We start from the raw sequence: 22,709 nt of genomic DNA, 5'->3' as shown, positions 1-22,709 counted from the left end.
GAGTAATTGCCCATGAGCGAAGCGAATGCTCACACCCCATCTTCTGGGAGGAAGATATGACATTGAGAACTTTTCTGCTGGGCGCCTGCTCAGCACTGGCGTTTGCCGGCATGGCTTCGGCTGAGACGCTGACAATCGCAACCGTCAACAACGGCGACATGATCCGGATGCAAAAGCTGACGGATGATTTCAAGGCGAAGAATCCCGGCATCGACCTTGAATGGGTCACCCTCGAAGAGAACGTGCTGCGCCAGAAGGTCACGACCGACATCGCGACCAAGGGCGGCCAGTACGACGTTTTGACGATCGGCACTTACGAAGTTCCGATCTGGGCAAAGCAGGGTTGGCTGCTGCCGCTCGACAATCTCGGCGCCAATTATGACGTCGACGACCTGCTGCCGGCGATCCGCAGTGGCCTGACCGTGGACGGCAAGCTCTATGCTGCGCCGTTCTACGGCGAAAGCTCGATGGTCATGTATCGCAAGGACCTGTTTGACGCCGCCGGCCTGAAGATGCCCGACGCGCCGACCTGGGATTTCGTTGCCGACGCTGCCCGCAAGATCACGAACAAGGACAAGGAAATCTACGGCATCTGCCTGCGTGGGAAGGCCGGCTGGGGCGAGAACATGGCCTTCCTGACGGCCATGTCCAACTCCTTTGGCGCGCGCTGGTTCGATGAAAAGTGGAAGCCGCAGTTCGATCAGCCGGAGTGGAAGGACACGCTCGACTTCTACGTCAAGCTGATGAAGGATGCCGGCCCTCCGGGCGCTTCCTCCAACGGCTTCAACGAGAACCTGGCGCTGTTCCAGACCGGCAAGTGCGGCATGTGGATCGACGCAACGGTTGCCGCTTCCTTCGTCGCCGATCCGAAGCAGTCGCAGGTCGCCGACAAGGTCGGCTTTGCGCTCGCCCCGGACAAGGGCCTCGGCAAGCGCGGCAACTGGCTCTGGGCCTGGAGCCTCGCCGTCCCGGCAGGTACGCAGAAGGCGGAAGCTGCCGAGAAGTTCGTCGCCTGGGCGACGAGCAAGGAATACAGCAATCTCGTCGCTGAGAAGGAAGGCTGGCTGAACGCACCTCCGGGCACCCGCAAGTCGCTCTATGCGAATGCGGACTACCAGAAGGCGGCGTCGTTTGCCAAGATGACGCTCGACTCGATCGAGGCGGCCGATCCGACCAAGCCGACCGTCAAGCCGGTTCCTTATGTCGGCGTCCAGTTCGTGGCGATCCCGGAATTCCAGGGTATCGGTACGGCGGTGGGTCAGCAGTTCTCGGCAGCCCTTGCCGGCCAGATTTCGGTCGACCAGGCGTTGAAGAGCGCACAGCAGCTGGCGACGCGCGAAATGACCAAAGCCGGCTACATTAAGTAAAACCTCCTGAGCAAGAGGCGGATTCTTGACGATCCGCCCCTCTGGGCCGCCGATTGCCCGAACTGCATCGGCGGCCGCTTTTTCAGACAAAGCTTTCCTGCGGCCGCTCCCCGCTTCAGATCAGATCGGTGATTGCCATGGCAACCTTGCATACCCGCTCCGCAGCGCGCCTGATGATTGCGCCCTCCGTGCTGCTCCTCTTTGCATGGATGATCGTCCCACTTGCGATGACGATCTATTTTTCGCTGCTGAACTACAATCTGCTCAGCCCGGGCATGGAGAGCTTCGTCGGCTTTCTGAACTACGAATATTTCCTGTCCGATCCTGCCTTCTTCGCGGCGCTGGTCAATACGCTGGTGCTCGTCGCCGGCGTTCTGTTGATCACCGTGATCGGCGGCATCGCCTTTGCGCTGCTGCTCGACCAGCCGATGTACGGCCAGGGTATCGTGCGCATCCTGGTGATTGCGCCGTTCTTCGTCATGCCGACGGTGGCCGCGCTGGTGTGGAAGAACATGTTCATGAACCCGGTCAACGGCCTGTTTGCGCATCTTGCCAAGGCGCTCGGCCTGCAGCCGATCGACTGGCTGGCGAATGCGCCGCTGTTCTCAGTCATTCTCATCGTCGCCTGGCAATGGCTGCCCTTTGCCACCCTCATCATGCTGACGGCGCTGCAGTCGCTCGACGAGGAGCAGAAGGAAGCCTCCGAAATGGACGGCGCCGGGCCGATCTCGAAATTCATCTACATCATCCTGCCGCATATGGCCCGCGCCATCACCGTGGTGATCCTGATCCAGACGATCTTCCTGCTCTCGGTCTTTGCTGAAATTCTCGTCACCACCAATGGCGGGCCGGGCACCGACAGCACCAACCTCACCTACCTCGTCTATGCCCAGGCGCTGCTGCAGTTCGATATCGGCGGCGCTTCGGCGGGCGGTATCGTCGCCGTCGTGCTTGCCAATATCGTCGCGATCTTCCTCGTCCGCCTCGTCGGCAAGAATCTGGAGGCTTGAGATGGCCAGAAAAGTCACAGCCCGGCGCAAGGTCATCGTCACCGCGATCGCCTGGACGCTCGGCATCCTAATCTTCTTCCCGATCCTCTGGACCTTCCTGACCAGCTTCAAATCGGAAGCCGACGCCATCGCCTCGCCGCCGCAGTTCCTGTTCTTCCACTGGACGACAGAGAACTATGCGGAGGTGCAGAGCCGGTCGAACTATCTCAGCCACTTCATGAACTCGGTGATCATTTCCTTCGGCTCGACGCTGATCGGCCTGATCATCGCGATCCCGGCCGCCTGGGCGATGGCGTTTTCGCCGACCAAGCGGACCAAGGACGTGCTGATGTGGATGCTGTCGACCAAGATGATGCCGCCGGTGGGCGCATTGATCCCGATCTATCTCTTGTTCCGCAATTCCGGCCTGCTCGACACGCGCACCGGCCTGGTGATCGTGCTGACGCTGATCAACCTGCCGATCATCGTCTGGATGCTCTACACCTACTTCAAGGAAATTCCCGGCGAGATCCTCGAAGCGGCTCGCATGGACGGCGCATCGCTGATGAAGGAGATCGTCTACGTGCTGACGCCGATGGCGGTGCCCGGCATCGCCTCGACGCTGCTTCTGAACATCATCCTTGCCTGGAACGAGGCGTTCTGGACCCTCAACCTCACCGCCTCCAAGGCGGCGCCGCTGACGGCCTTCATCGCTTCCTATTCCAGTCCGGAAGGCCTGTTCTATGCCAAACTCTCGGCGGCATCGACGATGGCGATCGCGCCGATCCTGATCCTTGGCTGGTTCAGCCAGAAACAACTTGTCCGCGGCCTGACCTTCGGCGCTGTGAAATAAGATAAAGGGAGACAAACATGGGCAGCATTACCCTTCAGAAGGTTTCCAAGGTCTTCGGCGAAGCCAAGGTCATCCCTTCGATTGATCTCGACATCAAGGACGGCGAGTTCGTCGTCTTCGTCGGCCCGTCGGGCTGCGGTAAGTCCACGCTGCTGCGATTGATCGCCGGCCTCGAGGATGTCTCCGGCGGCAAGATCGTCATCGACGGCCGCGACGCCACCGAAAAGGCGCCGTCGGAGCGCGGCCTTGCCATGGTGTTCCAGTCCTATGCGCTTTATCCGCATATGAGCGTGCGCAACAACATTGCCTTCCCGCTGAAGATGGCGGGGGTCGACAAGGCTGAGATCGACCGCAAGGTCTCGGATGCCGCCCGGGTGCTTAATCTCACCGACTATCTGGAGCGCAAGCCGCGCCAGCTTTCCGGCGGCCAGCGGCAGCGCGTTGCGATCGGCCGCGCCATCGTGCGCCAGCCTTCGGCCTTCCTGTTCGACGAACCGCTGTCGAACCTCGATGCGGCGCTGCGCGTCAACATGCGCCTCGAAATCAGCGAGCTGCACCAGCAGCTGAAGACGACGATGGTCTACGTCACCCACGACCAGGTCGAGGCGATGACCATGGCCGACAAGATCGTTGTCTTGAACAGGGGCAATATCGAGCAGGTCGGCTCGCCGCTGGAACTCTACAGCCGCCCGCGCAACCTTTTCGTCGCCGGTTTCATCGGCTCGCCGAAGATGAATTTCATCAAAGGCCAGAACGCCGCACAGCTCGGCGCCCATACGATCGGCATCCGCCCAGAACATATGCTGTTGTCGATGGAGAGCGGCGACTGGAAGGGCAGGGTCGTGGTCGCCGAGCATCTCGGCTCCGACACTTTCCTGCACATTGATGCCGACGGCATCGGCATGGTGACCGCGCGCGGCAGCGGCGATTTTGCCGCCAAGGCGGGCGATACGGTCTATCTGACGCCGGACCGTTCGCGTATTCACAAATTCAACGAGGGTGGTCTTGCCATCTGAGGCAGCTGCGGGCTGGGGGCAGGCATGCGAGCCGGGCGATGGCGCCCGGCCGTTTCGGCAAGACCTTCAAGAGGACTGAAACATGACGTGCAAACTATCGCTGGCAACGCTTTCCCTAGCGGCACGCACCGCCGCCGTCCCTGGATATGACAGGGCGTCGCTGAAAGCCGGCATCGTGCACTTCGGCGTCGGCAATTTCCACCGGGCCCATCAGGCGGTCTATCTCGACGACCTCTTCAACGCAGGCGCAGATCACGACTGGGCGATCGTCGGCGCCGGTGTGCTGCCCTCGGATGCCGCCATGCGCGAAAAGCTTGCGGCCCAGGATTTTCTGACGACGGTGGTCGAGCAGGACAACAACAAGACGGCGGCGCGCGTCACCGCGCCGATGATCGATATCCTGCCGGTCGGCGATCCTGCCGCGATCATTGCCAGACTCGCCGATCCCGAAATCCGCATCGTTTCGATGACGATCACCGAGGGCGGTTATTTCATTGATGCATCGGGCACGTTCAATCCGGCCCATCCGGCAATTGCCGCCGACGGAAACAGCCCCGATGCGCCGAAGACGGTGTTCGGCCTGATCGTCGCCGGCCTGAAGGCGCGCAAGGCGAGGGGTATCGCTCCTTTCACCGTCATGTCCTGCGACAACATTCCCCATAACGGCATCGTCACCGCCAATGCCGTGGTCGGCACGGCGGCACTGTCGGATCCCGGCTTTGCCGAGTGGATCCGGGAAAACGTCGCCTTCCCGAATGCGATGGTCGACCGCATCACGCCGGCGACCGGCCAGCGGGAGATCGATTTCCTCAAGGATAATTTCGAGATCGAGGACAATTGGCCGGTCTATTGCGAGGAATTCAAGCAGTGGGTGCTCGAGGACAAGTTCACCGCCGGCCGGCCGGCGCTGGAAAAGGTTGGCGTGACCTTTGTTCCCGATGTCACGCCCTATGAGCACATGAAGATCCGCATCCTTAACGGCGGACATGCGGCGATCGCCTATCCGGCAGCACTGATGGACATTCATTTCGTTCATGATTCGATGGAAGATCCGTTGATTCGCGCCTTCCTCGCCAAGCTCGAGAAAGACGAGATCATCCCGATCGTGCCGCCGGTGCCGAACACGTCGCTGTCGGATTATTTCGCGCTGATCGAACATCGGCTGCTCAATCCGAAGATTGCCGACACCATTCCGCGGCTGGCCCAGGACGGCTCCAACCGCCAGCCGAAGTTCATCCTGCCGTCGACGCTCGACAATCTCAGCCAGGGCCGGGATGTCGTCGGCCTGGCGCTGGTTTCGGCGCTCTGGTGCCGCTATTTCGCCGGCAAGACCGACAGCGGCAAGGATATCGTCTTCAACGACGCCAGCGCCGAGCGCCTGCACGCGGCAGCGCTGAAGGCCAAGGACGATCCGTCGGCCTTTCTCGCCTTCGACGATATTTTCGGCGAGGTGGCGAAATCCGAACTTTTCCGCAAGCGTTTCGCCCATGCTCTCAAAACTCTGTGGGAAAAGGGCACGCGGGAGACGCTGCAGCTCTATCTCGACGGCAAGCTCGCAGTGTAGTGAATCCGGATGGCGGCATTCATTGCCGCCGTCCATCCGGCCTTGCGAGGAAGCGGGACGGTCGTGCGTCCGAAATTGAACTCAGGTTGGGTCCTCCATGGCTGATGCTGAACCGCAGCTGATCATCTTCGATTGCGACGGCGTGCTCGTCGACAGCGAGCCGATCTCGATCAGCGTGCTGGTCGCCGCGATGAACGATCTCGGCGTCTCGATCACCGAGGACCAAGCCTATGAGCGCTTTCTCGGCCGCAGCCTGTCGACGATGGTCGACACGCTGGACACCGAATTCAACGTCCATGCCGGCGAGGAATTTCTCGAGCGCATCCGCACCGATCTCTACGCCCGCTTTCGCACCGAATTGAAGCCGATCGACGGTATCGCCGCAGCGATCGATGGGCTCGGCGTTCGCTGCTGCGTCGCCTCCTCAAGCCAGATGGAGCGGATCCGGCTGTCGCTGTCCGTCACCGGGCTGCTCGGCAGGCTGCCCGACATCTTCAGTGCGACGATGGTCAAGCGCGGCAAACCGGCGCCCGATCTTTTCCTGCATGCAGCGCGTGAAATGCAGGTAGAGCCTGCGCACTGCATTGTCGTCGAGGACAGCCCGGCCGGCATTGCCGCCGCCAAGGCGGCGGGTATGACGGTGTTTGCCTTCACCGGCGGATCGCATGCCAACTTCGCCGGTTATCGCGCTGAACTCGACCGGCTTTCGCCGGAAGTGGTGTTTGACGCCATGCCTGAATTGATACACCTTGTCCGCAACCATAAGCTGGACGGGATCAAGATTTGATGCGGGATCATGTGGTTGCGGTGGATGTCGGCACCGGCAGTGCGCGCGCCGGCGTCTTCGATGCCCGTGGCCGCCTGCTCGCCAAGGCCGAACATCCGATCGTGATGAACCGACCGCGCGAAAACCATGCCGAGCACGATTCCGAGGACATCTGGTCTGCCGCCTGCACGGCGGTGCGCAGCGCCATGGCGCAATCCGGTATCGCTGCAGCCTCGGTTGGCGCGATCGGCTTCGACGCCACCTGTTCGCTTGTCGTCCGCGATGCCGAGGGCCGGCAGCTCAGCGTTTCCATCGGCGGCGAGAGGCGGTTCGACACGATCGTCTGGCTCGATCACCGGGCGCTGAAGGAAGCGGATTTCTGCACTGCGACGGAGCACGCTGTGCTTGAACATTCCGGGCATGTCATGTCGCCCGAAATGGAGATGCCGAAGCTGATGTGGCTGAAGAAGAAGCTACCCTCCACGTGGGAAAAGGCCGGCTACTTCTTCGATCTCGCCGATTTCATGACGTGGAAATCGACCGGATCGGCTGCCCGATCGCGCTGCACGCTGACGGCGAAATGGAACTATCTCGCTCATCTCGAAAAGGGCTGGCAGCAGGATTTCCTAAGGCGGATCGGTCTCGAGGACCTTCAGGCGCGCGGCCAGCTGCCGGATGAGACCGTGCCCGTCGGCGGCAGCGTCGGCCGGCTGACGCCTGGTGCGGCAGAGGCGCTGGGGCTGACCACGGATTGCCATGTCTCCGCCGGGATGATCGACGCCTATGCCGGTGCGCTCGGTGCACTCGGCCAATATGCCGCCGATCCTGCAAAGCGCGAGCACCAGCTGGCGCTAATTGCCGGCACGTCGAGCTGTATTGTCACCTTCTCCAGGGAACGCAAGCCGAGCCATGGCATGTGGGGCCCCTATTACGAGGCGGTCTTTCCACAATCCTGGCTGGTGGAGGCCGGGCAATCGGCGACCGGTGCGCTGCTCGACCACATCGTGCGCATGCATGCCGCCGGCGGCGAGCCGACGGCGGCGCTGCATCAGAAGATCGTCGCACGCATTGCCGAATTGCGGGCAGAGGAGGGCGATGCCTTCGGGGCGCGCATTTTCGTGCTGCCGGATTTCCACGGCAATCGCTCGCCGCTCGCCGATCCGCACGCCGTCGGTGTCGTCAGCGGGCTGAGCCTCGATACATCCTTCGATGGCCTCTGCACGCTTTACTGGCGCACTGCGGTGGCGATTGCGCTCGGCATCCGCCATATCCTGGAAATGATGAAGGAATACGGTTATGTGCCCGATACGCTGCATATTGCCGGCGGGCATGTGAAGAACCCGGTGCTGATGGAGCTCTACAGCGATGCCACCGGCTGCAAGGTCGTGGTGCCGAAGATGAACGAGGCGGTGCTGCTCGGCACGGCGATTGCCGCATCCGTCGCCTGCGGCTTGCACGGGGATTTGGCGGCGGCTGGCGAAGCGATGTATCCGGGCGGCGACGTACGGTTTCCCGACAAGGCGAAGCAGGCGCTCTACGACCGCGACTACCGCCGCCTTCTTGCCATGCACCGGCATCGCGCCGAGCTGGAAACGATGCAATAACGGTTCAGTGGTTGGCCGTCTCGCCAAGGACGGTGGCAAATTCCAGCATGCGGCGGCGGCGAAGGGCTGCCTCTTCCCCGACTTCGAGGACCACGGATTCCGACAGGCAATCGAGCAGCGCGATCAGCGGCGGCAGATTGTCGAGATCGGGCGCGCGGGCGGGCGGCAAAGGCAGCATGACGTTCGACTGATCCGCCATCCAGTCCGCCTGCTGCGGTGAAATGAGCACGACCTTATAGCCGTAGCGCCGCGCCGTCCTGGCAAGCAGCCGCGCCTTGGCGAAGCGGCGACAGTCGATGATGACGAGCAGCGCGTCGTCGACCGCCAGCCGGGCGAAGAGCTCGGCAAAACGGTTGTCGGCGCCGTCGAGCGTGCGCACGCCGTCACGGGCTTGCGTCAGCCGCTGGCAGAAATGATGGGCGAGGCTTGCAAGCCGGGCATGCGTGGCGATCGACACTTCGCGGGCAGTGCTGATCAGGCTGACGGCTTCGGACCAATGCGGCTGCGCCGTCAGATGGTAGATATGGTGGAGCGCCTGGATCTGTTCGGCAACCAGCACGGCGAGCGGTTTGCCCTCGGCGGCGTCCTGATGCAGCTCGCTCATGGCGCTTTGCAGTTGCGCCGGCGATGTCGTCACGGTTTCGCGAATCTCGACTTTGACACTGTCCAATCCCTGATAGCCGAGCGCGCGCAGGAAGCGCCCGACGGTCATCGGCGAGAGATCCAGCCTGTCGGCGACCGACGCAGCCGTCTCGAAAGGCAGGTCGTTCAGATGTTCGGTGAAATATTTCGCAATGCGGCGTTCGGCCGGAGTGCCGTTTTTTGCGTATTGCCTGAGTTTTTGCACAAAGTCTTCCACATCAGCCTCCCCCGTTTTTCCTTAGAGGCGTTCCGCGGATGCGCTGTTGCGACCCCTTGTCTTTGCAACTATTTCGGAAGCTGCTTCTCAGGCCCATGCATATTCAGATACGTGACAATACTATATTAGCATTTAATTTTCGACAAGTTTTCTATTAGCGCCTGCAATTTTATTCTCTCTTGTGGGTGGCATCAATCTTTCCTACATCTTCGGCGCAACCGGAGACAGCTGAGACATGATCCTTGACGCCGCTCGACAATCGCTGACCAATTTGTTCGCGCCGGAAACACGTTCGGTCTTCTGGAAAGTGCTCGGGCTGACGATTCTCGTGCTGGTCGGCCTCTGGTTCGCGCTGCGCGGGGCCTTCATGGCTTTCCTCTTTCCCTGGCTCACCAGCTTCTTTCCCGATGTGCCGGATTGGGCCGGGTGGCTCGCCCTGATTTTCGCAATCCTTGCCGGTATCGGCCTTGCGCTGATGCTGGCATTGCTGCTGTCGCCGGTCACGGCGCTGATCGCCGGCCTGTTCCTCGACGATGTCGCCGACGTCATCGAAAAACGCGATTATCCCAACGACGCGGCGGGGACCGCCATGCCGCTCGGCCCGGCGATGGCAAGCTCGATCAAATTCCTCGGCGTGGTGATCCTCGGCAATATCGTGGCGCTGCTGCTGCTGTTCATCCCCGGCGTCAATCTGGTCGCCTTCTTTCTGGTGAACGGCTATCTGCTCGGACGGGAATTTTTTGAATTCGCCGCCATGCGCTTCCGTTCGCCCGAGGAGGCACGGCTCTTCCGCGCCAAGCACGCCTCTACTGTCTTTCTTGGCGGGCTGGTGATCGCGCTTTTTCTGGCGATCCCCTTCGTCAATCTTCTGACCCCGCTCTTTGCCGCCGGCATGATGGTGCATCTGCACAAGATGGTTTCCGCCCGCGACGCCGGTTTTCGGGTGTGAGGTCAGCCGGGCAGGGTCAAGGCGACCTGCTACTCGACGGCCTCGCCGATCACCTGCGGCGGTAGTTCGACGAGCGGCGCCGGCACATCCCAACTCTTTTCCGGCGACTTGCAGAGATCGGCGATGACGCAGCGCTCGCATTCGGGGCGGCGCGCCTTGCAGGTGTAGCGGCCGTGCAGGATCAGCCAGTGATGGGCATGATAGAGGTAATGTTGCGGGATCACCTTCATCAGCCGCGCCTCGACCTCGTCGGGCGTCTTGCCGGGGGCAAGCTTGATGCGATTGGCGATGCGGAAGATATGCGTGTCGACGGCCATCGTCGCTTGGCCGAAGGCCATGGAGAGCACGACATTGGCGGTCTTGCGGCCGACGCCCGGCAGTTTCACCAGTTCGTCGCGCGTCTCCGGCACCTTGCCGGCGAAATCATCGACCAGCATCTGCGAGAGGGCGATGACGTTTTTCGCCTTGTTGCGATAGAGGCCGATCGTCCTGATGTAGTCGCGCAGCCGCTCCTCGCCGAGATCGAGCATCTTTTCCGGCGTATCGGCAACCTTGAAGAGGGCGCGGGTCGCCTTGTTGACGCCGACATCGGTCGCCTGCGCCGACAGCGCCACCGCGACGACGAGGGTGAAGGGATTGCTATGCTCGAGTTCGCCCCTCGGCTCCGGCCGCTGCACCGAGAAGCGGCGGAAGATCTCCTCGCGCTCGGCGAGCGAATAGGCGGTCTTCACCGCCGCCGTCGCCGGTTTGCGACGAGCGATCACATTCGAGTTTTGCGACGGTCTGGTCACGGATTTGAGTTTCGGATTCGCCATGGTGAATCTATACTCAGCAGCCATGATGGAAAGCAACGCCGACAGCCTCAACGAGCAGCCTGTTTTCGCTGCCGAGCTTTTCCCCCACCGATCGCTCGGCCGCCGGGGCTTCAGGGTGCTGCTGATCCTGTCCGGCGCCGTCTGCTTCCTCTATGGGATGTTCTTCATCGCCACCGGCGCCTGGCCGATCGGCTTTTTCTTCGGGCTGGATTTCGCACTGCTTTACGGCGCCTTCTGGCTGAACTACCGCTCCGGACGAGCGCGCGAGGAGATCACGGTGTCGCGCACCGACGTGTCGGTACGAAAGTTTGCGCCATCGGGGCGGATGGTGGAGCACCATTTCAATCCGTTCTGGACGCGCTTCCTCGTTCGCCGGCATCAGGAGATCGGCATTCTCTCGATGCAGATCTTCGGCGAGGGCCGGCGCACCGATATCGGCTCCTTTCTCAACCCCGACGATCGTGAAAGCTTTGCCAAAGCCTTCAAGGGAGCGCTCGCCACGGTCAAGCAGCGTATCTGAACTTACCTCGCGGTGCGCAAGAAACGGGTGGTTTGCGAGCAGCCTATTGATTATCTCCTTATGACAAGGAGAAAGACGATGAATATGATTGCGAACCTGCAGACAGACATCACGCCTGACGGCCCTGATTATGACATTGTCCGCCGGGTGATCGAACTCATCACCGAGGATTACCGCGACCAGCCTTCGCTGGAGGTGATCGCGGCGCGGCTGAACCAGTCGCCGACCCAGCTGCAGAAAACCTTCACCCGATGGGCCGGCCTGTCGCCCAAGGGTTTCCTGCAGGCGGTGACGCTCGACCACGCCAAGCGGCTGTTGCGCCAGGAAGATATGCCGTTGCTGGAGACCTCGATCGAGGTCGGCCTCTCCGGGCCGAGCCGGCTGCATGATCTCTTCGTCACCCATGAGGCGATGTCACCCGGCGAGTGGAAGGCCAAGGGTGGTGGTCTCACCATCCGCTACGGCTTCCACATCTGCCCCTTCGGCATCGCGCTGATCATGGTGACCGACCGCGGCCTTGCCGGCCTTGCCTTCAGCGATTCCGGCGACGAGCGGGCCTGCCTCGAGGACATGACCTGCCGCTGGCCGAATGCCCAATATGTCGAGGACCTGCAGGCGACCGTTCCCTACGCCGCCCGCATCTTCGAGCCCGGCAAATGGTCATCGGAACAGCCGTTGCGCGTCGTGCTGATCGGCACGGACTTCCAGGTGCGCGTCTGGCAGAGCCTCCTGAAGATCCCGTTCGGCAAGGCCGTCACCTATTCCGATATCGCCAACGATATCGGCCGGCCGACGGCGCAACGCGCGGTGGGGGCTGCGGTCGGGGCCAACCCGATCTCCTTCGTGGTGCCCTGCCATCGCGCGGTCGGTAAGAACGGCGCGCTGACGGGTTACCATTGGGGCCTGACCCGCAAGCGGGCGATGCTCGGCTGGGAATCGGCGCACGCCTGAGCGGCGTTTTTCGTCAGGAGCGGCGGGTCGTTCGTCGCTTATCGCTCCGACCGTTCGCTCCTCGCGTCGCTCACCCCCTCATCGCCTCGCTAGCGCTTCGGCACTTCTCCCCGCTGGGGAGAAGAGGGACGGGAGATGTCACTCTGCCAGTTCCAACAGTGCCCGTGCCGCACTTTCATCGGTGATCAGCGTATTGCAGCCGATGCGCTTGATCGTGGCGCGGATGGCGACGGCGCGGTGGGCGCCGCCGGAGGAGAGCACGATATGCTTGGCCTCCTTCAGCGTGTCGAGATCGACGGACATGACGCGCCGATTGATCGAGTGGTCGACCGAATTGCCGTCCTTGTCGAGGAAGTTGAACATGGTGTCGCAGACGCAGCCGGCAGCGATCAGCTCCCGCAGCTCGGCCTTCGAGATCCAGCCCTCCGACAGCGAGGTCGAATGCGGGCCGATATCGCCGCAGCTGACGATCGCCAGATCAAGGCTCTCGGCCAGACGATAAATCGTGTCCAGCCCGCATTTCTCGATCAGATTGCGCTTGGTCTCGACGGAATCGACGAGGAGCGGCGCCAGGAACATATAACATTCGGCACCGAGCTGATTGGCCAGCCGCCATGTGTAATCGATGGGGTTCGTCTGGTGCACGGCGACGATGCCGCCGAGCAGCGAGACGACCTTGCAATTGGCGCGGCGCGGCGGCCGGAAGCTCGACAGCGAGGCGGTCATGGTGCGGCCCCAGCCGACGCCGATCGTATAGTCGTCGGGGATGGCTTCGGAGAGGAACTGGCCAAGCGCCAGGCCGACATTCTTTGCCAGAGAATTGACGTCGCTGCCGATGGGTGACGGCACGACGATCGCCTCGTCGAGGCCGTAGGCGCGCTCCAGCTTTACCGCAAGTTCGACGCAATCACCGATCGAATCGTTGATCCAGATCTGGACTTCGCTGCGCTTCATCGCCTCGTCGAGCAGACGGATCACCGTGGTACGGCTGATGCCGAGCTGTTCGGCGACGTCCTTCTGGGTCAGCCCCTCATTGTAGTAGAGCCACGCAGCCCTCAACCGCAGCGAGGATGCTTCCGAAAAGGCCGTGTGCGTGCCGCGTTTAAGCTTGACCACATCTCCTCCGCACAATTCCTGCCCTGAATCCCTGATGAGATGAAAGGTCGCAGCGATACGCTTGTGGCTGGATAATGACCGGTGTGACACTTATGTCAATTGAAATGCACAAATGTCCTTGACTTTTCCCTGACCGAATGGCGATAGTCCTGACGATAAAAGTCGTTCTGTCTGTCCGAGGAGGACATAGTGCGGGCATGCCGAAAGTCACGACCGGCCTTCCAGCCGCAGGCGATATCGCTTGCGTACGGCGTGCGGTTTGCCCGCGGGAACAGGGCTACTGTGCTACACGTTTATGAATCATCCGTGACGGATGCGCGCATTCTCGCCTGCAGCATGCAGACAATCTGTCGGTAGATCACACTTGCCGGGCGGAACTCGCGCCGGTCGCAGCCCAAGTTCAACAAGGATTATTGACCATGACATCCAAGCTTGACCAACTCCGCGAGATTACCACCGTTGTCGCCGATACCGGCGATATCGAAGCCGTCGCCCGCCTGAAGCCTGTGGATTGCACGACGAACCCGAGCATCGTGCTGAAGGCCCTCGGCACGCCGATGTTTGCCGACGCCATCAAGGAAGCCGTTGCCTGGGGCAAGAAGCAGGGCGGCAATCCTGACGCCGTTTCTTCCGCCGTCGCCGATCGCCTCGCCATCTCCGTCGGCGCAGCTCTGGTGAAGCTCGTCCCCGGCCGCGTCTCGACCGAGGTCGACGCCGACCTTTCCTTCGACACCGAGGCTTCGCTTGCCAAGGCGCGGTCGATCATCGCCGCCTATAAGGATCGCGGTATCGGTCAGGATCGCATCCTCATCAAGCTCGCTTCCACCTGGGAAGGCATCCGCGCTGCGGAAGTGCTGCAGAAGGAAGGCATCGACTGCAATCTGACGCTGCTCTTCAGCAAGGCCCAGGCAATCGCCTGCGCGGACGCCAAGGTGTTCCTGATCTCGCCCTTCGTCGGCCGCATCCTCGACTGGTACAAGAAATCGACCGGCAAGGACTACACCGCCGAGGAAGATCCGGGCGTCATCTCCGTCCGTGAAATCTACAACTACTACAAGGCGAACGATATCAAGACGATCGTCATGGGCGCCTCCTTCCGCAGCGCCGGCGAAATCGAAGCGCTTGCCGGTTGCGACCGCCTGACCATCAGCCCGAACCTGCTCGACGAACTCGCCAAGGATGAAGGCAAGCTGGAGCGCAAGCTTTCGCCGGAGGCCCGCAAGCCGGATCCGAAGGTCTCTGTCGACGAGAAGACCTTCCGCTGGATGATGAACGAGGATGCGATGGCGACGGAAAAACTCGCCGAAGGCATTCGCGCTTTCGCCAAGGATTTGGGAACGTTGCGCACCATGGTGCAGAAGGAACTGCAGCTCGCCGCCGCCTGATAGGACGCGGCATGCAATCGAAGGCGCGGCTGCCGGCTGGCAGGCGCGCCTTTTTCGTGCTGTTATCAAAGACATATGCTGTCGGAGACTGGTATGGCGGGTGAGGGACGGGCAAATTCGCTTGCAGCATTTGCCTACAAGCATGCGAGCTTCATCATATCAATCCTTGCCGGACTGGTGGTCTTCTTGGCTGTGACCTCGCGCGATGTCAGCGCCGGCAACATCCTGTTCGGCTGGAATGTCAGCGCCGGCGTTTTTGTCGCGCTCAGCTGGCGCAAGATGCTGCGGGCAACGGTCGAAAGCATCCGGAAAAAGGCCGAGGATCTCGATTTTTCCGATACGGTTCTTTTGGCTCTTTCGATCGGCGCAGCGCTTGCCAGCATCGCCGGCATCGGCATCGAGCTGCATTCCATCAAGGAAGCGGCGCCTGACGCGGCGCTGGCGCGGGCAGGTGCTGCGGTGCTGACGATCCTGATCTCGTGGATGTTTCTGCACACGCTCTTCACCATCCACTACGCCCATTATTTCTATGGCGGGACGGACGGGGAGGGCGGCCTGAAATTTCCCGACGGGATCGAAGAGCCCGGCTACTGGGATTTTCTCTATTTCTCCTTCACCATCGGCGTTGCCGCGCAGACGGCGGACGTCGCGGTCAGCTCGACCAGCATGCGTAAACTGACGCTGCTGCATGCCGTTCTGTCGTTCCTGTTCAATACGACGATCCTGGCGCTGGCGATCAATGTCGGTGCGAGCCTGCTTTAGCTTTTTGTTTTGATGCATGTTGTTATCCCGGAACCGCTGCACACGTCCGGGCGACATGCATCAACCTTTTGCCGCTGCCCTGAAGAGGGTCTCGAACTCGGCCAGGTCGCCTGCGGCGACATCCGAAATCGCCCAGAACACCAGCCCTCCGTCCGACCATTGCTTCATGTTATAGCCGTCATCCACCGTCGTCGTCTCAGCGGCCGAGGCCGCCGGCCAGATGAACAGGTTGATGACATGGCCGTGGCGCCGGTAGACGAGAGCCGCAACGGCGCGATCACCGATATAGTCGACACGGCCGCCGATCAGCGGAAAACCGCCCTTGGCGAGATCGCTGACCGGTGGTGAAAAATCGATCTTGCCGTTGAACCACGGTTTTACCGTGTGCTGATCCGAGGTCAGCACGTCGGTCAGATGATCGGCCATCATCGACCTGACATGGCTCGCCATGATCTGCTCCTGCAAAAGCAAGGCCGGCGACGGTGCGTTGATGAACAGGAAGGCGCCTGCTCCCAGCGCCGCGAGCGAAGGCACGAAGCTCCATTGCCGGATGACATCCAGGGCACGGCGCCAGACCGGCGCTTGGCGCGGGAGCGGCAGGCCGGATACAGCCGCCTGCTCGAAAGACAGCATCGACAGCACTTGCGCGCGCAGCGCCTCCGGCGGCTTCCATTTGATGCCATCCTGATCGATGATCTTTCTCACGGCACGAACCCTTTCCATCTCCGCCCTGCAATTTGGGCAGATGGCAAGATGATCCTCGAATTGCGCTGTGTGGACGGAATCGAGTTCGTTATCGACAAAGCCGTGCAGCATGATGCGCCATTCCGGGCAACTTTTCTGTTGGGCTTCACTCATCCTGCCGTCTCTCTTTTGCTGCATGCGTCCCAGGCTTCGCCAAATTCACGCCGCGCCCTGGCAAGCCGCGACATGACGGTGCCGATCGGCGCATCGATGATCTCGGCGATCTGCCGGTAGGAAAGATCTTCAAGCTCGCGCAAGACAAGGATTTCCCGCATCGCCTCCGGAAGCCGGCTGATGACAGCGCGTACGCGCTGCTGTTCGCTTCGTCGGATCGTCGCCGTCTCCGGCGAATCCTCCTCCGAGGCGATCTGGTATTCGCCGCCTTCGTCGAGGTCAGCATAGCCGTCATTGCCCAAAGACTGCTCGAACCGCGCTTTGCGGCGATCCTGCTGGCGCCAGACATGACAGCAGTTCCTGACAATGGCAAAGAGCCAGGCGCGCGGGTCGCCGCCACGATAGGTTTCGAAATTGCGATAGGCGCGCAGAAACGCTTCCTGGACAATATCCTGCGCGGCATCGGCGTCGCGGCTGAGGAAGCGGGCAAAACTATAAGCCGCGTCAAGATGGGGAACGATCAGGTCCTGAAAGGGCTGCATCAATTCATGCTGCACGCTCGTCCCGGCTGCCGAAGCGACCCGATCGCTGCGCGCTTTTCCCGAGACCATGAGATTGAACAGCCACGCCGCACCGCCGCGAAATACGGCCAGCGGTGATGGTGGAATACGGGCTTCCGACGCATGCCGGACGAGCAGCATGCAATCGGTCGACCCGAAGGGATAGGTGATCTGGACGTTTGTCATCATTCTCCCTGCCTCAACAGCAGCCGAATTTGGGCGTCGGACCCGCAGGCATGCAATGCGGCCCCTTGCGATCTAGACCGATCGGCAAGCGGTTTTATTCCATGTCGACGCCAGTTTTTTGCAAGCAGCGAGGCGTCCGTCGTGCGCGATAGAAATAGAACAACATTTTCAACAGCTTGAAGAAATAACTCCCGAGATTGGGAATAAGTGCGCCGTGCCGGCGATCTAGTTCGGCAGTGAGGACATCTGAGCAAATCCAGTCTTCGCCACCAGAAATGCCATCAACGAGAGGAGGCATAATCATGTTTACCATGTCACGTCGCGCCGTCCTGGGATCGGCTGCCGCGGCGGCTGCATTCGGTCTGTCGTCGAAGCTCGAATTCGTCATGCCGGCGCTCGCCGCAACGCCGCTGGAGCCGATGGTCGGCTTCTACAAATACACGATCGGGGATGTCGAAGTCACGGCGATCTATGACGGCATCTGGAAAAAGCCGCATGACCCGACCTTCATCAAGAATGCTTCGATCGAGGACACCAAGGAGGCGCTTTCCAAGGCCGGGCTCACGACGGAATTCATGCCGATTCCGCTGACAGTGGTCGTCCTGAAACTCGGCGACCGACTGATCATGATGGACGCGGGCTCGGGCGTCGGTCAATGGCAGGCGAATGCCACGCATCTGCCGGCGAACATGGCGGCCGCCGGCATCGACTACAAGAAGATCGACACGATCATGATCTCGCATTTCCACCCCGATCATGTCTGGGGACTGATGGAAAAGGGAACGAACGATCCTGTCTTCCCGAACGCCGAACTCATCGTCAACGCCGTCGAATACAATTGGTGGACGGAGCCCGGCCGGGTCGAGAAGCTTGCGGAAGGCCGCAGGCCGGCCGGCAAGCGCATTGCCGAGGTTTTCCCGAAATGGAAGAACTGGAAGCAGGTTGACGATGGGGCCGAGGTTGCACCGGGAGTGCGTCTTCTTGCTGCGCCCGGCCACACTCCGGGTCATTCGGCCTATCTTGTCACCTCCGGCAACAGGCAACTGCTTGTCTCGGCCGACATCATGTATGTGCCGGCCCTGCTCGCGCCGCATCCCGAATGGCAAGGCAGCTACGACCAGGACGGGCCGATGGCCGTCGGCACGCGCCGGCGTCTGATCGACCGCATCATCGCCGACAATATCGCGATCTGCGGCTCGCATTTCCCTTTCCCCGGCTCGGGCACCTTCGTCAAGGACGGCAATGCCTATGGCTTTACACCGACAGTCCAGGCCTGAAAGGCCGAAAGGAGACCATCATGAAATATGCAATTCTCGGATTCATCTGGCTTTGTGCCATATGCGCGGGCTTTTCGGCGGTGACGGCGCTTCCCGCCTTTGCTGTCGACAATATGGAATCGACGGACGCTCCCGACCTGACGTCGGTGCGCGCCAAGATCGATGCCAAGGATTACGACGGCGCCCTGGCGGAGCTTCGCGGCCTTACCGAGGACAACCAGCAGGCGGATGTCTATAATCTGATGGGATATACGCTGCGCAAGACGGGCGACTACAAAACGTCGCTGACCTACTACACCAAGGCACTGGAGCTTCAGCCCGATCACAAGGCAGCGCGTGAATATCTCGGCGAACTCTATATCGAAACAGGCGAGATGGCGAAGGCCGAGGAGCAGGTGTCAACACTGAAGCAACTTTGCCCGAGCGGCTGCGAAGAACTCGAAGACCTGCAAAAGGCCATTGCGGCCAAGGGCGGCAATTGACGAGCATAGGAACGCAAGAGCAGGCGGCAGAACCGCCTGTTCTTCTCAAACCGGAGGATATGATGGAAAGCGTCTCAAGCCGGCCCGGATTGGCCGATCTCATTCTTCTCCTCGGCAGGCTTCTGCTGTCGCTGATCTTTCTGCATGAAGGTTGGTCGCTGGCGACGGATATCACCGCGACCGTCGATACTTTCGCAAAACTCGGGCTCTCGGCGCCGGTTGCCTTTGCCACCATCGCCCTTCAGATTGGTGCCGGCCTGTCCATTGCGACAGGCTTTCTCTGCCGGTTTGGCGCCTTGGCGCTGGCCTTCTTCTGCCTGGCGACCGCCTTGCTCTTCCACACCAATCTTGCGAGCCAGAACGAGCTCTTGCATTTCGAGAAGGACCTGGCGATTGCCGGCGGCATGTTCGTCCTGGCGGCTTCGGGCGCGGGATCGATATCGATCGACAATTGGCTGCGAAAGCGCACAAACGGACTGCATCCCTGGTTGCGGGCGGTGCTCTAGTCGAGGTCGGCGAGCATCCTGCGGCGCAATAAAATCGAACAAAACCGAACAAACGGCGGCGTCGATGCGGGCTACACTTATGGCGACAGGTCAGGAGTGTGCCAGTGATGTCTTCCGCGCAAAACAATCAGCAAAAGCCAATTCTCGTCTTTCTCGGAAAAGGCGCTGCCAACGATATCGTCTCGAAATTGAATGAGAACGGATATGCCGCGGCTTCTGTATCCTCGGTGCCGGAACTCTTCGACGCCTTGCGGTCGGACCGATATTTGCTGGCGGTAACAACGCGGCCGGATATCGATATGGTCCGAAACATCAAGCCGATACCGGTCATCAATCTCGAAGTGTTTTTCCATGCTGCCCAGCCGACGGCAAAGTCCGCTCATCCCTCGAAGGAATTCGACGGCGACGCCTTTCTAAGAAGGATCGCGGCACTCACGGAGTCAAAAACAGCCAGGATTGCTGCGGTCCAAAAGGCACCTGCTGCAAACGGGACGTCGATTGCAGGCACCGTCAAGGCGTCTCGGTGGCGTGCCGCCACGTCTCTTCTTTTAAGCCGTCGTGCCACATCCAACGCAGAGCGGGCTGATTAGGCGTGGGCGAATTCCAACCGGTAACGAACCGGACGCTGCGCTTCATTCCTTCTGCGTGGCCTGGCCGGCTTGAAAGCGTCATTCCGAAATCGGAGCTTTTCACCTGGTGCGGGTGTCTTCTCATGTTTCAGTTGTTAGGGGCAGCCGCAGCAAGCGGCTACATCATCACGGCATTGTTCCTGCTCGTGGCGATCGGTCGTCTCGCCAGACGTCTTCTCCATAAGCTCACGGCACGGCTCCCGAAGCGCTCGGCGTTGAAGCATTATGCGACGGCGATCGTCTCGCTGGTGTTCTTTTGCCTGCTGGTCGTTCGGATGTGTTTCATCGCCACCGTCATCATCGATTGCGCAATCCAAGGCGACAAGGTGGAAATCAGCGGCGATCCCCAAAGCCAGTTTTGACGCCGGATTGCCTCTCGGAAATCCGCAACATATCTCAACATTATCGAACATATCATCGCACGGCACCTGATATGCTGAAGGCGGAGCCCGGCGCGCCGGCTGGAATCGTGTGGTATCCCTCAGAGATCTTTGACCCGGCCATGGTGAAACCTGGTAATTTCGCGCCGCAGCTTCCGGCAAGAGAACGAATGACGATGGCATATGAAACGGCAGTTCCCAATCACGCTCGTATCCTCATCGTCGAGGACGATCCCGCGATCGCGGATATGCTGGTGGACTTTCTTCGAAGCAGCGGCTTTGGGGCCTCGTCGGTGGAGAACGGCGCGGCTATGGATCGACTGATGGCGCGCGAGCAATTCGACCTCATCGTCCTCGACGCGATGCTGCCGGGCGAGGACGGTTTCAGCATCTGCAGGCGGCTTCGTGCTTCGTGCCAGGTGCCGATCCTGATGCTGACGGCGCTCCAGGAGGATATCGACCGGATTCTGGGCCTGGAGCTCGGTGCCGACGACTATGTCACGAAACCATTCAACTCCCGCGAACTGCTGGCCAGGATCAAGAGTATTCTCCGCAGAGCGTCATATGCGCATCATCAGGAGGAAGCGCTTGGCCCCATGACGTTCTCGGGATGGCGCATCGATCCGAAAAGCCGTCAGCTCCTCGATGCCGATGGCGCCCAAGTTTCGATGACGACTGCGGAGTTCGATATCCTCCTGGCATTCTGCTGCAATCCGAACCAGGTTTTGACGCGCGAACAGCTGCTATCAATGACGCATGCCGGATCGGCGGGGCCGGTGGAGCGCAGCATCGACGCCCATATCAGCCGGGTCAGGCAAAAGATCGAGCCCAATCTGAAAGATCCGACATTCATAAAGACGGTGCGGCTGGGCGGCTATCTTTTCGCATCCAAGGTAGAGCGCCTCTCTTGAGAAATTTTCGACGCGCTTCGATCCAAAACCAGATTCTCATCTTAGCGACGCTGCTGGTCGTGCTGGTTTCCGTGGTGGCGACAGCCATGGAGCCATTCATCTACGGCCGTCATGATCGCGGTTTTCAGAACGGCCTCTTTGCCGCGAGAGCGGCGATGGTCGCGCAGCAATTTGATGAGGCAAGGTCGGCGCAGGATGAAGACGCCGTCCTGGAGAGGGCTGCGGCAATCGGCATTGCGGTCGAAAGGACGTCCCCGGACCAGTCACGCGGAGGGGAGCAACGGATATCGCCTGGCGAATTCGTCGCGCGCATCGACGCGATGCTCGCCGACAATGTCTTGACGGCATTTCACCGCTTCGTCATGGGCCAATCGCACCCTGACGTCCTGACCGTCGGAATTGACGACAAGCGGGCACTGATCTTTCAACTGCCGGTATTTCCCAGCTATTTGTGGTTCGTTCCTGCCGCTGTCAGCGGATTTCTGAAAATCGTCATCCCTTTGGTGCTGCTTGCCTATTTCAGCAGCCAACTGATCACCGAACCCTTAAGACGGTTTGCCGCCGCTGCAAAACGAGCAAGCACGGAAGGCAGTTTGGAAAAGCCTTTCGAAGCGGATGGTGCAGCCGAGATCCGCAGTCTGGCGGAATCGCTGAACGTCATGAGCGATCGAATCCAAAGCATGTCGGAGGATCGAACCAGAATGCTGAGTGGTGTGGGTCATGATCTCAGGACGCCCCTGACGAGATTGCGGATGCGGGCCGAGCGTTCCGCAGAACCGGAACTTCGCAGCCTGATGCTGGCCGATATCGCCACCTTGAATTTCATGATCGACGAGTGCCTGGCCTATTTCAAAGACCCATCCGTGATGGCGGTCGATCTAAAGGTCGATATCTCAAGCCTGCTGCAGACGATCGCGACCGATTTTTCCGATACTGGTGTCGATGTGCGGTTCACCGGCCCGCGGCGGCTGGCGTTTGTCTGCAAACCTCAGGCGCTGAGTCGCGCGATCACGAATCTGGTCGAGAATGCGTCCCGCTATGCGACGCAGGTCGAAATCGATCTGGAACGTCGCGACGATGGCGGGATCAAGATAAAGGTCAGCGACAATGGCCCCGGCTTGACCGATGAGCTCAAGGCGAAGGTTTTGGAGCCATTCTTCAAAGCGGATAAATCGCGGCAGTTCGGCGCGAAGAGCGGTTCCGGGCTTGGGCTAGGTCTTCCGATCGCTAACGGGATGATCACCAGAGGACACAACGGACAATTGACGTTGTTGGACAGGAAACCGAACGGCCTAGTCGTCGTCATCGATCTTCCGGTCGCTCAAGCGACCCAGACCGATGGCCTGCCGCCGATTTCTTCACCGCGCTAACTTCCAGCCGGTGCGTTGTCGTTGCTTCGTCTCG

At 60.7% G+C, this 22,709-nt stretch carries 24 protein-coding genes; 19 read left to right on the top strand and 5 right to left on the bottom strand.

All coding sequences use genetic code 11. From position 1 onward, the window contains the following. Positions 1-56: 56 nt before the first annotated feature. The 7 genes from CO657_RS17760 to CO657_RS17730 all read left to right on the top strand — a co-directional run bounded on the left by CO657_RS17760 (position 57) and on the right by CO657_RS17730 (position 8,159). Complete coding sequence (locus CO657_RS17760; protein WP_012559024.1) at positions 57-1,367, top strand: ABC transporter substrate-binding protein; 1,311 nt, start codon at positions 57-59, stop codon at positions 1,365-1,367. A 137-nt stretch (positions 1,368-1,504) separates the two neighbouring features. Next, positions 1,505-2,377, top strand: a complete 873-nt coding sequence (locus CO657_RS17755; RefSeq protein WP_003590143.1) for a carbohydrate ABC transporter permease — start codon at positions 1,505-1,507, stop codon at positions 2,375-2,377. A 1-nt stretch (position 2,378) separates the two neighbouring features. Beyond that, positions 2,379-3,209, top strand: a complete 831-nt coding sequence (locus CO657_RS17750) for a carbohydrate ABC transporter permease (protein ID WP_054184155.1) — start codon at positions 2,379-2,381, stop codon at positions 3,207-3,209. A 17-nt stretch (positions 3,210-3,226) separates the two neighbouring features. Then, positions 3,227-4,225, top strand: a complete 999-nt coding sequence (locus tag CO657_RS17745; protein WP_003590145.1) for an ABC transporter ATP-binding protein — start codon at positions 3,227-3,229, stop codon at positions 4,223-4,225. Positions 4,226-4,307: 82 nt separating this feature from the next. Next, entirely contained in the window at positions 4,308-5,789 is a 1,482-nt protein-coding gene (locus tag CO657_RS17740) for a mannitol dehydrogenase family protein (protein ID WP_054184156.1), read from the top strand. Positions 5,790-5,886: 97 nt separating this feature from the next. After that, positions 5,887-6,576, top strand: a complete 690-nt coding sequence (locus CO657_RS17735; protein ID WP_003590147.1) for an HAD family hydrolase — start codon at positions 5,887-5,889, stop codon at positions 6,574-6,576. Next, entirely contained in the window at positions 6,576-8,159 is a 1,584-nt protein-coding gene (locus CO657_RS17730; protein WP_054184157.1) for an FGGY-family carbohydrate kinase, read from the top strand. Before CO657_RS17735 ends, CO657_RS17730 begins: the two co-directional genes overlap by 1 nt. A 4-nt stretch (positions 8,160-8,163) precedes the next feature. On the opposite strand, the gene CO657_RS17725 is transcribed toward CO657_RS17730, so the two are convergent. Beyond that, the gene (locus CO657_RS17725) at positions 8,164-9,018 is read right to left on the bottom strand and encodes a MurR/RpiR family transcriptional regulator (RefSeq protein WP_003590149.1); all 855 of its coding nucleotides are present in this window, start codon (positions 9,016-9,018) and stop codon (positions 8,164-8,166) included. A 235-nt stretch (positions 9,019-9,253) separates the two neighbouring features. Here CO657_RS17725 and CO657_RS17720 point away from each other — a divergent pair, with 235 nt between their 5' ends. After that, complete coding sequence (locus CO657_RS17720) at positions 9,254-9,967, top strand: sulfate transporter family protein (protein WP_054184158.1); 714 nt, start codon at positions 9,254-9,256, stop codon at positions 9,965-9,967. A 29-nt stretch (positions 9,968-9,996) separates the two neighbouring features. Here CO657_RS17720 and nth read toward each other — a convergent pair whose 3' ends face one another. Further along, on the bottom strand, positions 9,997-10,806 hold the full coding sequence (gene nth / locus CO657_RS17715) for an endonuclease III (protein WP_172643267.1): 810 nt from the start codon (positions 10,804-10,806) through the stop codon (positions 9,997-9,999). On the opposite strand from nth, the gene CO657_RS17710 reads away from it, so the two are divergent. Both CO657_RS17710 and CO657_RS17705 read left to right on the top strand, forming a co-directional pair. Next, complete coding sequence (locus CO657_RS17710) at positions 10,805-11,302, top strand: DUF2244 domain-containing protein (protein WP_037073447.1); 498 nt, start codon at positions 10,805-10,807, stop codon at positions 11,300-11,302. The genes nth and CO657_RS17710 overlap by 2 nt on opposite strands. Before the next feature lie 78 nt (positions 11,303-11,380). Next, entirely contained in the window at positions 11,381-12,253 is an 873-nt protein-coding gene (locus CO657_RS17705) for a methylated-DNA--[protein]-cysteine S-methyltransferase (protein WP_054184159.1), read from the top strand. A gap of 138 nt (positions 12,254-12,391) precedes the next feature. Here the strand turns inward: CO657_RS17705 and CO657_RS17700 are convergent, their stop codons facing one another. Beyond that, positions 12,392-13,369, bottom strand: coding sequence for a sugar-binding transcriptional regulator (locus tag CO657_RS17700; protein ID WP_003590156.1), 978 nt, complete (start codon positions 13,367-13,369; stop codon positions 12,392-12,394). Positions 13,370-13,788: 419 nt separating this feature from the next. On the opposite strand from CO657_RS17700, the gene tal reads away from it, so the two are divergent. Together tal and CO657_RS17690 are read left to right on the top strand one after the other, a co-directional pair. Beyond that, positions 13,789-14,754: a transaldolase gene (gene tal, locus CO657_RS17695; protein ID WP_054184160.1), complete on the top strand. Its 966-nt coding sequence runs from the start codon at positions 13,789-13,791 to the stop codon at positions 14,752-14,754. 93 nt (positions 14,755-14,847) lie between these two features. Further along, positions 14,848-15,516, top strand: a complete 669-nt coding sequence (locus CO657_RS17690; protein ID WP_054184161.1) for a DUF1345 domain-containing protein — start codon at positions 14,848-14,850, stop codon at positions 15,514-15,516. Positions 15,517-15,576: 60 nt separating this feature from the next. Here the strand turns inward: CO657_RS17690 and CO657_RS17685 are convergent, their stop codons facing one another. Continuing rightward, positions 15,577-16,374, bottom strand: a complete 798-nt coding sequence (locus tag CO657_RS17685; RefSeq protein ID WP_054184162.1) for an anti-sigma factor family protein — start codon at positions 16,372-16,374, stop codon at positions 15,577-15,579. Next, entirely contained in the window at positions 16,371-17,123 is a 753-nt protein-coding gene (locus tag CO657_RS17680) for a sigma-70 family RNA polymerase sigma factor (protein ID WP_054184163.1), read from the bottom strand. The genes CO657_RS17685 and CO657_RS17680 overlap by 4 nt, the downstream gene beginning before the upstream one ends. Before the next feature lie 299 nt (positions 17,124-17,422). Between CO657_RS17680 and CO657_RS17675 the strand changes: the two genes are divergently transcribed. The 7 genes from CO657_RS17675 to CO657_RS17645 all read left to right on the top strand — a co-directional run bounded on the left by CO657_RS17675 (position 17,423) and on the right by CO657_RS17645 (position 22,675). Continuing rightward, positions 17,423-18,397: an MBL fold metallo-hydrolase gene (locus CO657_RS17675; RefSeq protein ID WP_054184164.1), complete on the top strand. Its 975-nt coding sequence runs from the start codon at positions 17,423-17,425 to the stop codon at positions 18,395-18,397. A gap of 20 nt (positions 18,398-18,417) precedes the next feature. Beyond that, positions 18,418-18,879, top strand: a complete 462-nt coding sequence (locus CO657_RS17670) for a tetratricopeptide repeat protein (protein WP_054184165.1) — start codon at positions 18,418-18,420, stop codon at positions 18,877-18,879. 59 nt (positions 18,880-18,938) lie between these two features. Continuing rightward, complete coding sequence (locus CO657_RS17665) at positions 18,939-19,385, top strand: DoxX family protein (RefSeq protein WP_054184166.1); 447 nt, start codon at positions 18,939-18,941, stop codon at positions 19,383-19,385. 98 nt (positions 19,386-19,483) lie between these two features. Then, positions 19,484-19,975 carry a hypothetical protein gene (locus tag CO657_RS17660; protein ID WP_054184167.1) on the top strand — a complete coding sequence of 164 codons (492 nt, stop codon included), beginning with the start codon at positions 19,484-19,486 and terminating at the stop codon, positions 19,973-19,975. Between the two features lie 122 nt (positions 19,976-20,097). Continuing rightward, positions 20,098-20,376: a hypothetical protein gene (locus tag CO657_RS17655; protein ID WP_054184220.1), complete on the top strand. Its 279-nt coding sequence runs from the start codon at positions 20,098-20,100 to the stop codon at positions 20,374-20,376. Between the two features lie 188 nt (positions 20,377-20,564). After that, positions 20,565-21,305 carry a response regulator gene (locus CO657_RS17650; RefSeq protein WP_054184168.1) on the top strand — a complete coding sequence of 247 codons (741 nt, stop codon included), beginning with the start codon at positions 20,565-20,567 and terminating at the stop codon, positions 21,303-21,305. Then, positions 21,302-22,675, top strand: coding sequence for an ATP-binding protein (locus CO657_RS17645; protein ID WP_054184169.1), 1,374 nt, complete (start codon positions 21,302-21,304; stop codon positions 22,673-22,675). Before CO657_RS17650 ends, CO657_RS17645 begins: the two co-directional genes overlap by 4 nt. Positions 22,676-22,709 lie beyond the last annotated feature (34 nt).

It is taken from the genome of Rhizobium acidisoli, from assembly GCF_002531755.2.
GTDB classification, from domain to species: Bacteria; Pseudomonadota; Alphaproteobacteria; order Rhizobiales; family Rhizobiaceae; genus Rhizobium; species Rhizobium acidisoli.
Note: the sequence above shows the minus strand (reverse complement) of the source record. Positions and strands in the feature narration are given on the sequence as shown.

Coding starts and splice junctions, on each gene's coding strand:
- CO657_RS17760 (WP_012559024.1), top strand. CDS start 57: ATGACATTGAGAACTTTTCTGCTGGGCGCCTGCTCAGCACTGGCGTTT.
- CO657_RS17755 (WP_003590143.1), top strand. CDS start 1,505: ATGGCAACCTTGCATACCCGCTCCGCAGCGCGCCTGATGATTGCGCCC.
- CO657_RS17750 (WP_054184155.1), top strand. CDS start 2,379: ATGGCCAGAAAAGTCACAGCCCGGCGCAAGGTCATCGTCACCGCGATC.
- CO657_RS17745 (WP_003590145.1), top strand. CDS start 3,227: ATGGGCAGCATTACCCTTCAGAAGGTTTCCAAGGTCTTCGGCGAAGCC.
- CO657_RS17740 (WP_054184156.1), top strand. CDS start 4,308: ATGACGTGCAAACTATCGCTGGCAACGCTTTCCCTAGCGGCACGCACC.
- CO657_RS17735 (WP_003590147.1), top strand. CDS start 5,887: ATGGCTGATGCTGAACCGCAGCTGATCATCTTCGATTGCGACGGCGTG.
- CO657_RS17730 (WP_054184157.1), top strand. CDS start 6,576: ATGCGGGATCATGTGGTTGCGGTGGATGTCGGCACCGGCAGTGCGCGC.
- CO657_RS17720 (WP_054184158.1), top strand. CDS start 9,254: ATGATCCTTGACGCCGCTCGACAATCGCTGACCAATTTGTTCGCGCCG.
- CO657_RS17710 (WP_037073447.1), top strand. CDS start 10,805: ATGATGGAAAGCAACGCCGACAGCCTCAACGAGCAGCCTGTTTTCGCT.
- nth (WP_172643267.1), bottom strand. CDS start 10,806: ATGGCTGCTGAGTATAGATTCACCATGGCGAATCCGAAACTCAAATCC.
- CO657_RS17705 (WP_054184159.1), top strand. CDS start 11,381: ATGAATATGATTGCGAACCTGCAGACAGACATCACGCCTGACGGCCCT.
- tal (WP_054184160.1), top strand. CDS start 13,789: ATGACATCCAAGCTTGACCAACTCCGCGAGATTACCACCGTTGTCGCC.
- CO657_RS17690 (WP_054184161.1), top strand. CDS start 14,848: ATGGCGGGTGAGGGACGGGCAAATTCGCTTGCAGCATTTGCCTACAAG.
- CO657_RS17685 (WP_054184162.1), bottom strand. CDS start 16,374: ATGAGTGAAGCCCAACAGAAAAGTTGCCCGGAATGGCGCATCATGCTG.
- CO657_RS17680 (WP_054184163.1), bottom strand. CDS start 17,123: ATGATGACAAACGTCCAGATCACCTATCCCTTCGGGTCGACCGATTGC.
- CO657_RS17675 (WP_054184164.1), top strand. CDS start 17,423: ATGTTTACCATGTCACGTCGCGCCGTCCTGGGATCGGCTGCCGCGGCG.
- CO657_RS17670 (WP_054184165.1), top strand. CDS start 18,418: ATGAAATATGCAATTCTCGGATTCATCTGGCTTTGTGCCATATGCGCG.
- CO657_RS17665 (WP_054184166.1), top strand. CDS start 18,939: ATGATGGAAAGCGTCTCAAGCCGGCCCGGATTGGCCGATCTCATTCTT.
- CO657_RS17655 (WP_054184220.1), top strand. CDS start 20,098: ATGTTTCAGTTGTTAGGGGCAGCCGCAGCAAGCGGCTACATCATCACG.
- CO657_RS17650 (WP_054184168.1), top strand. CDS start 20,565: ATGACGATGGCATATGAAACGGCAGTTCCCAATCACGCTCGTATCCTC.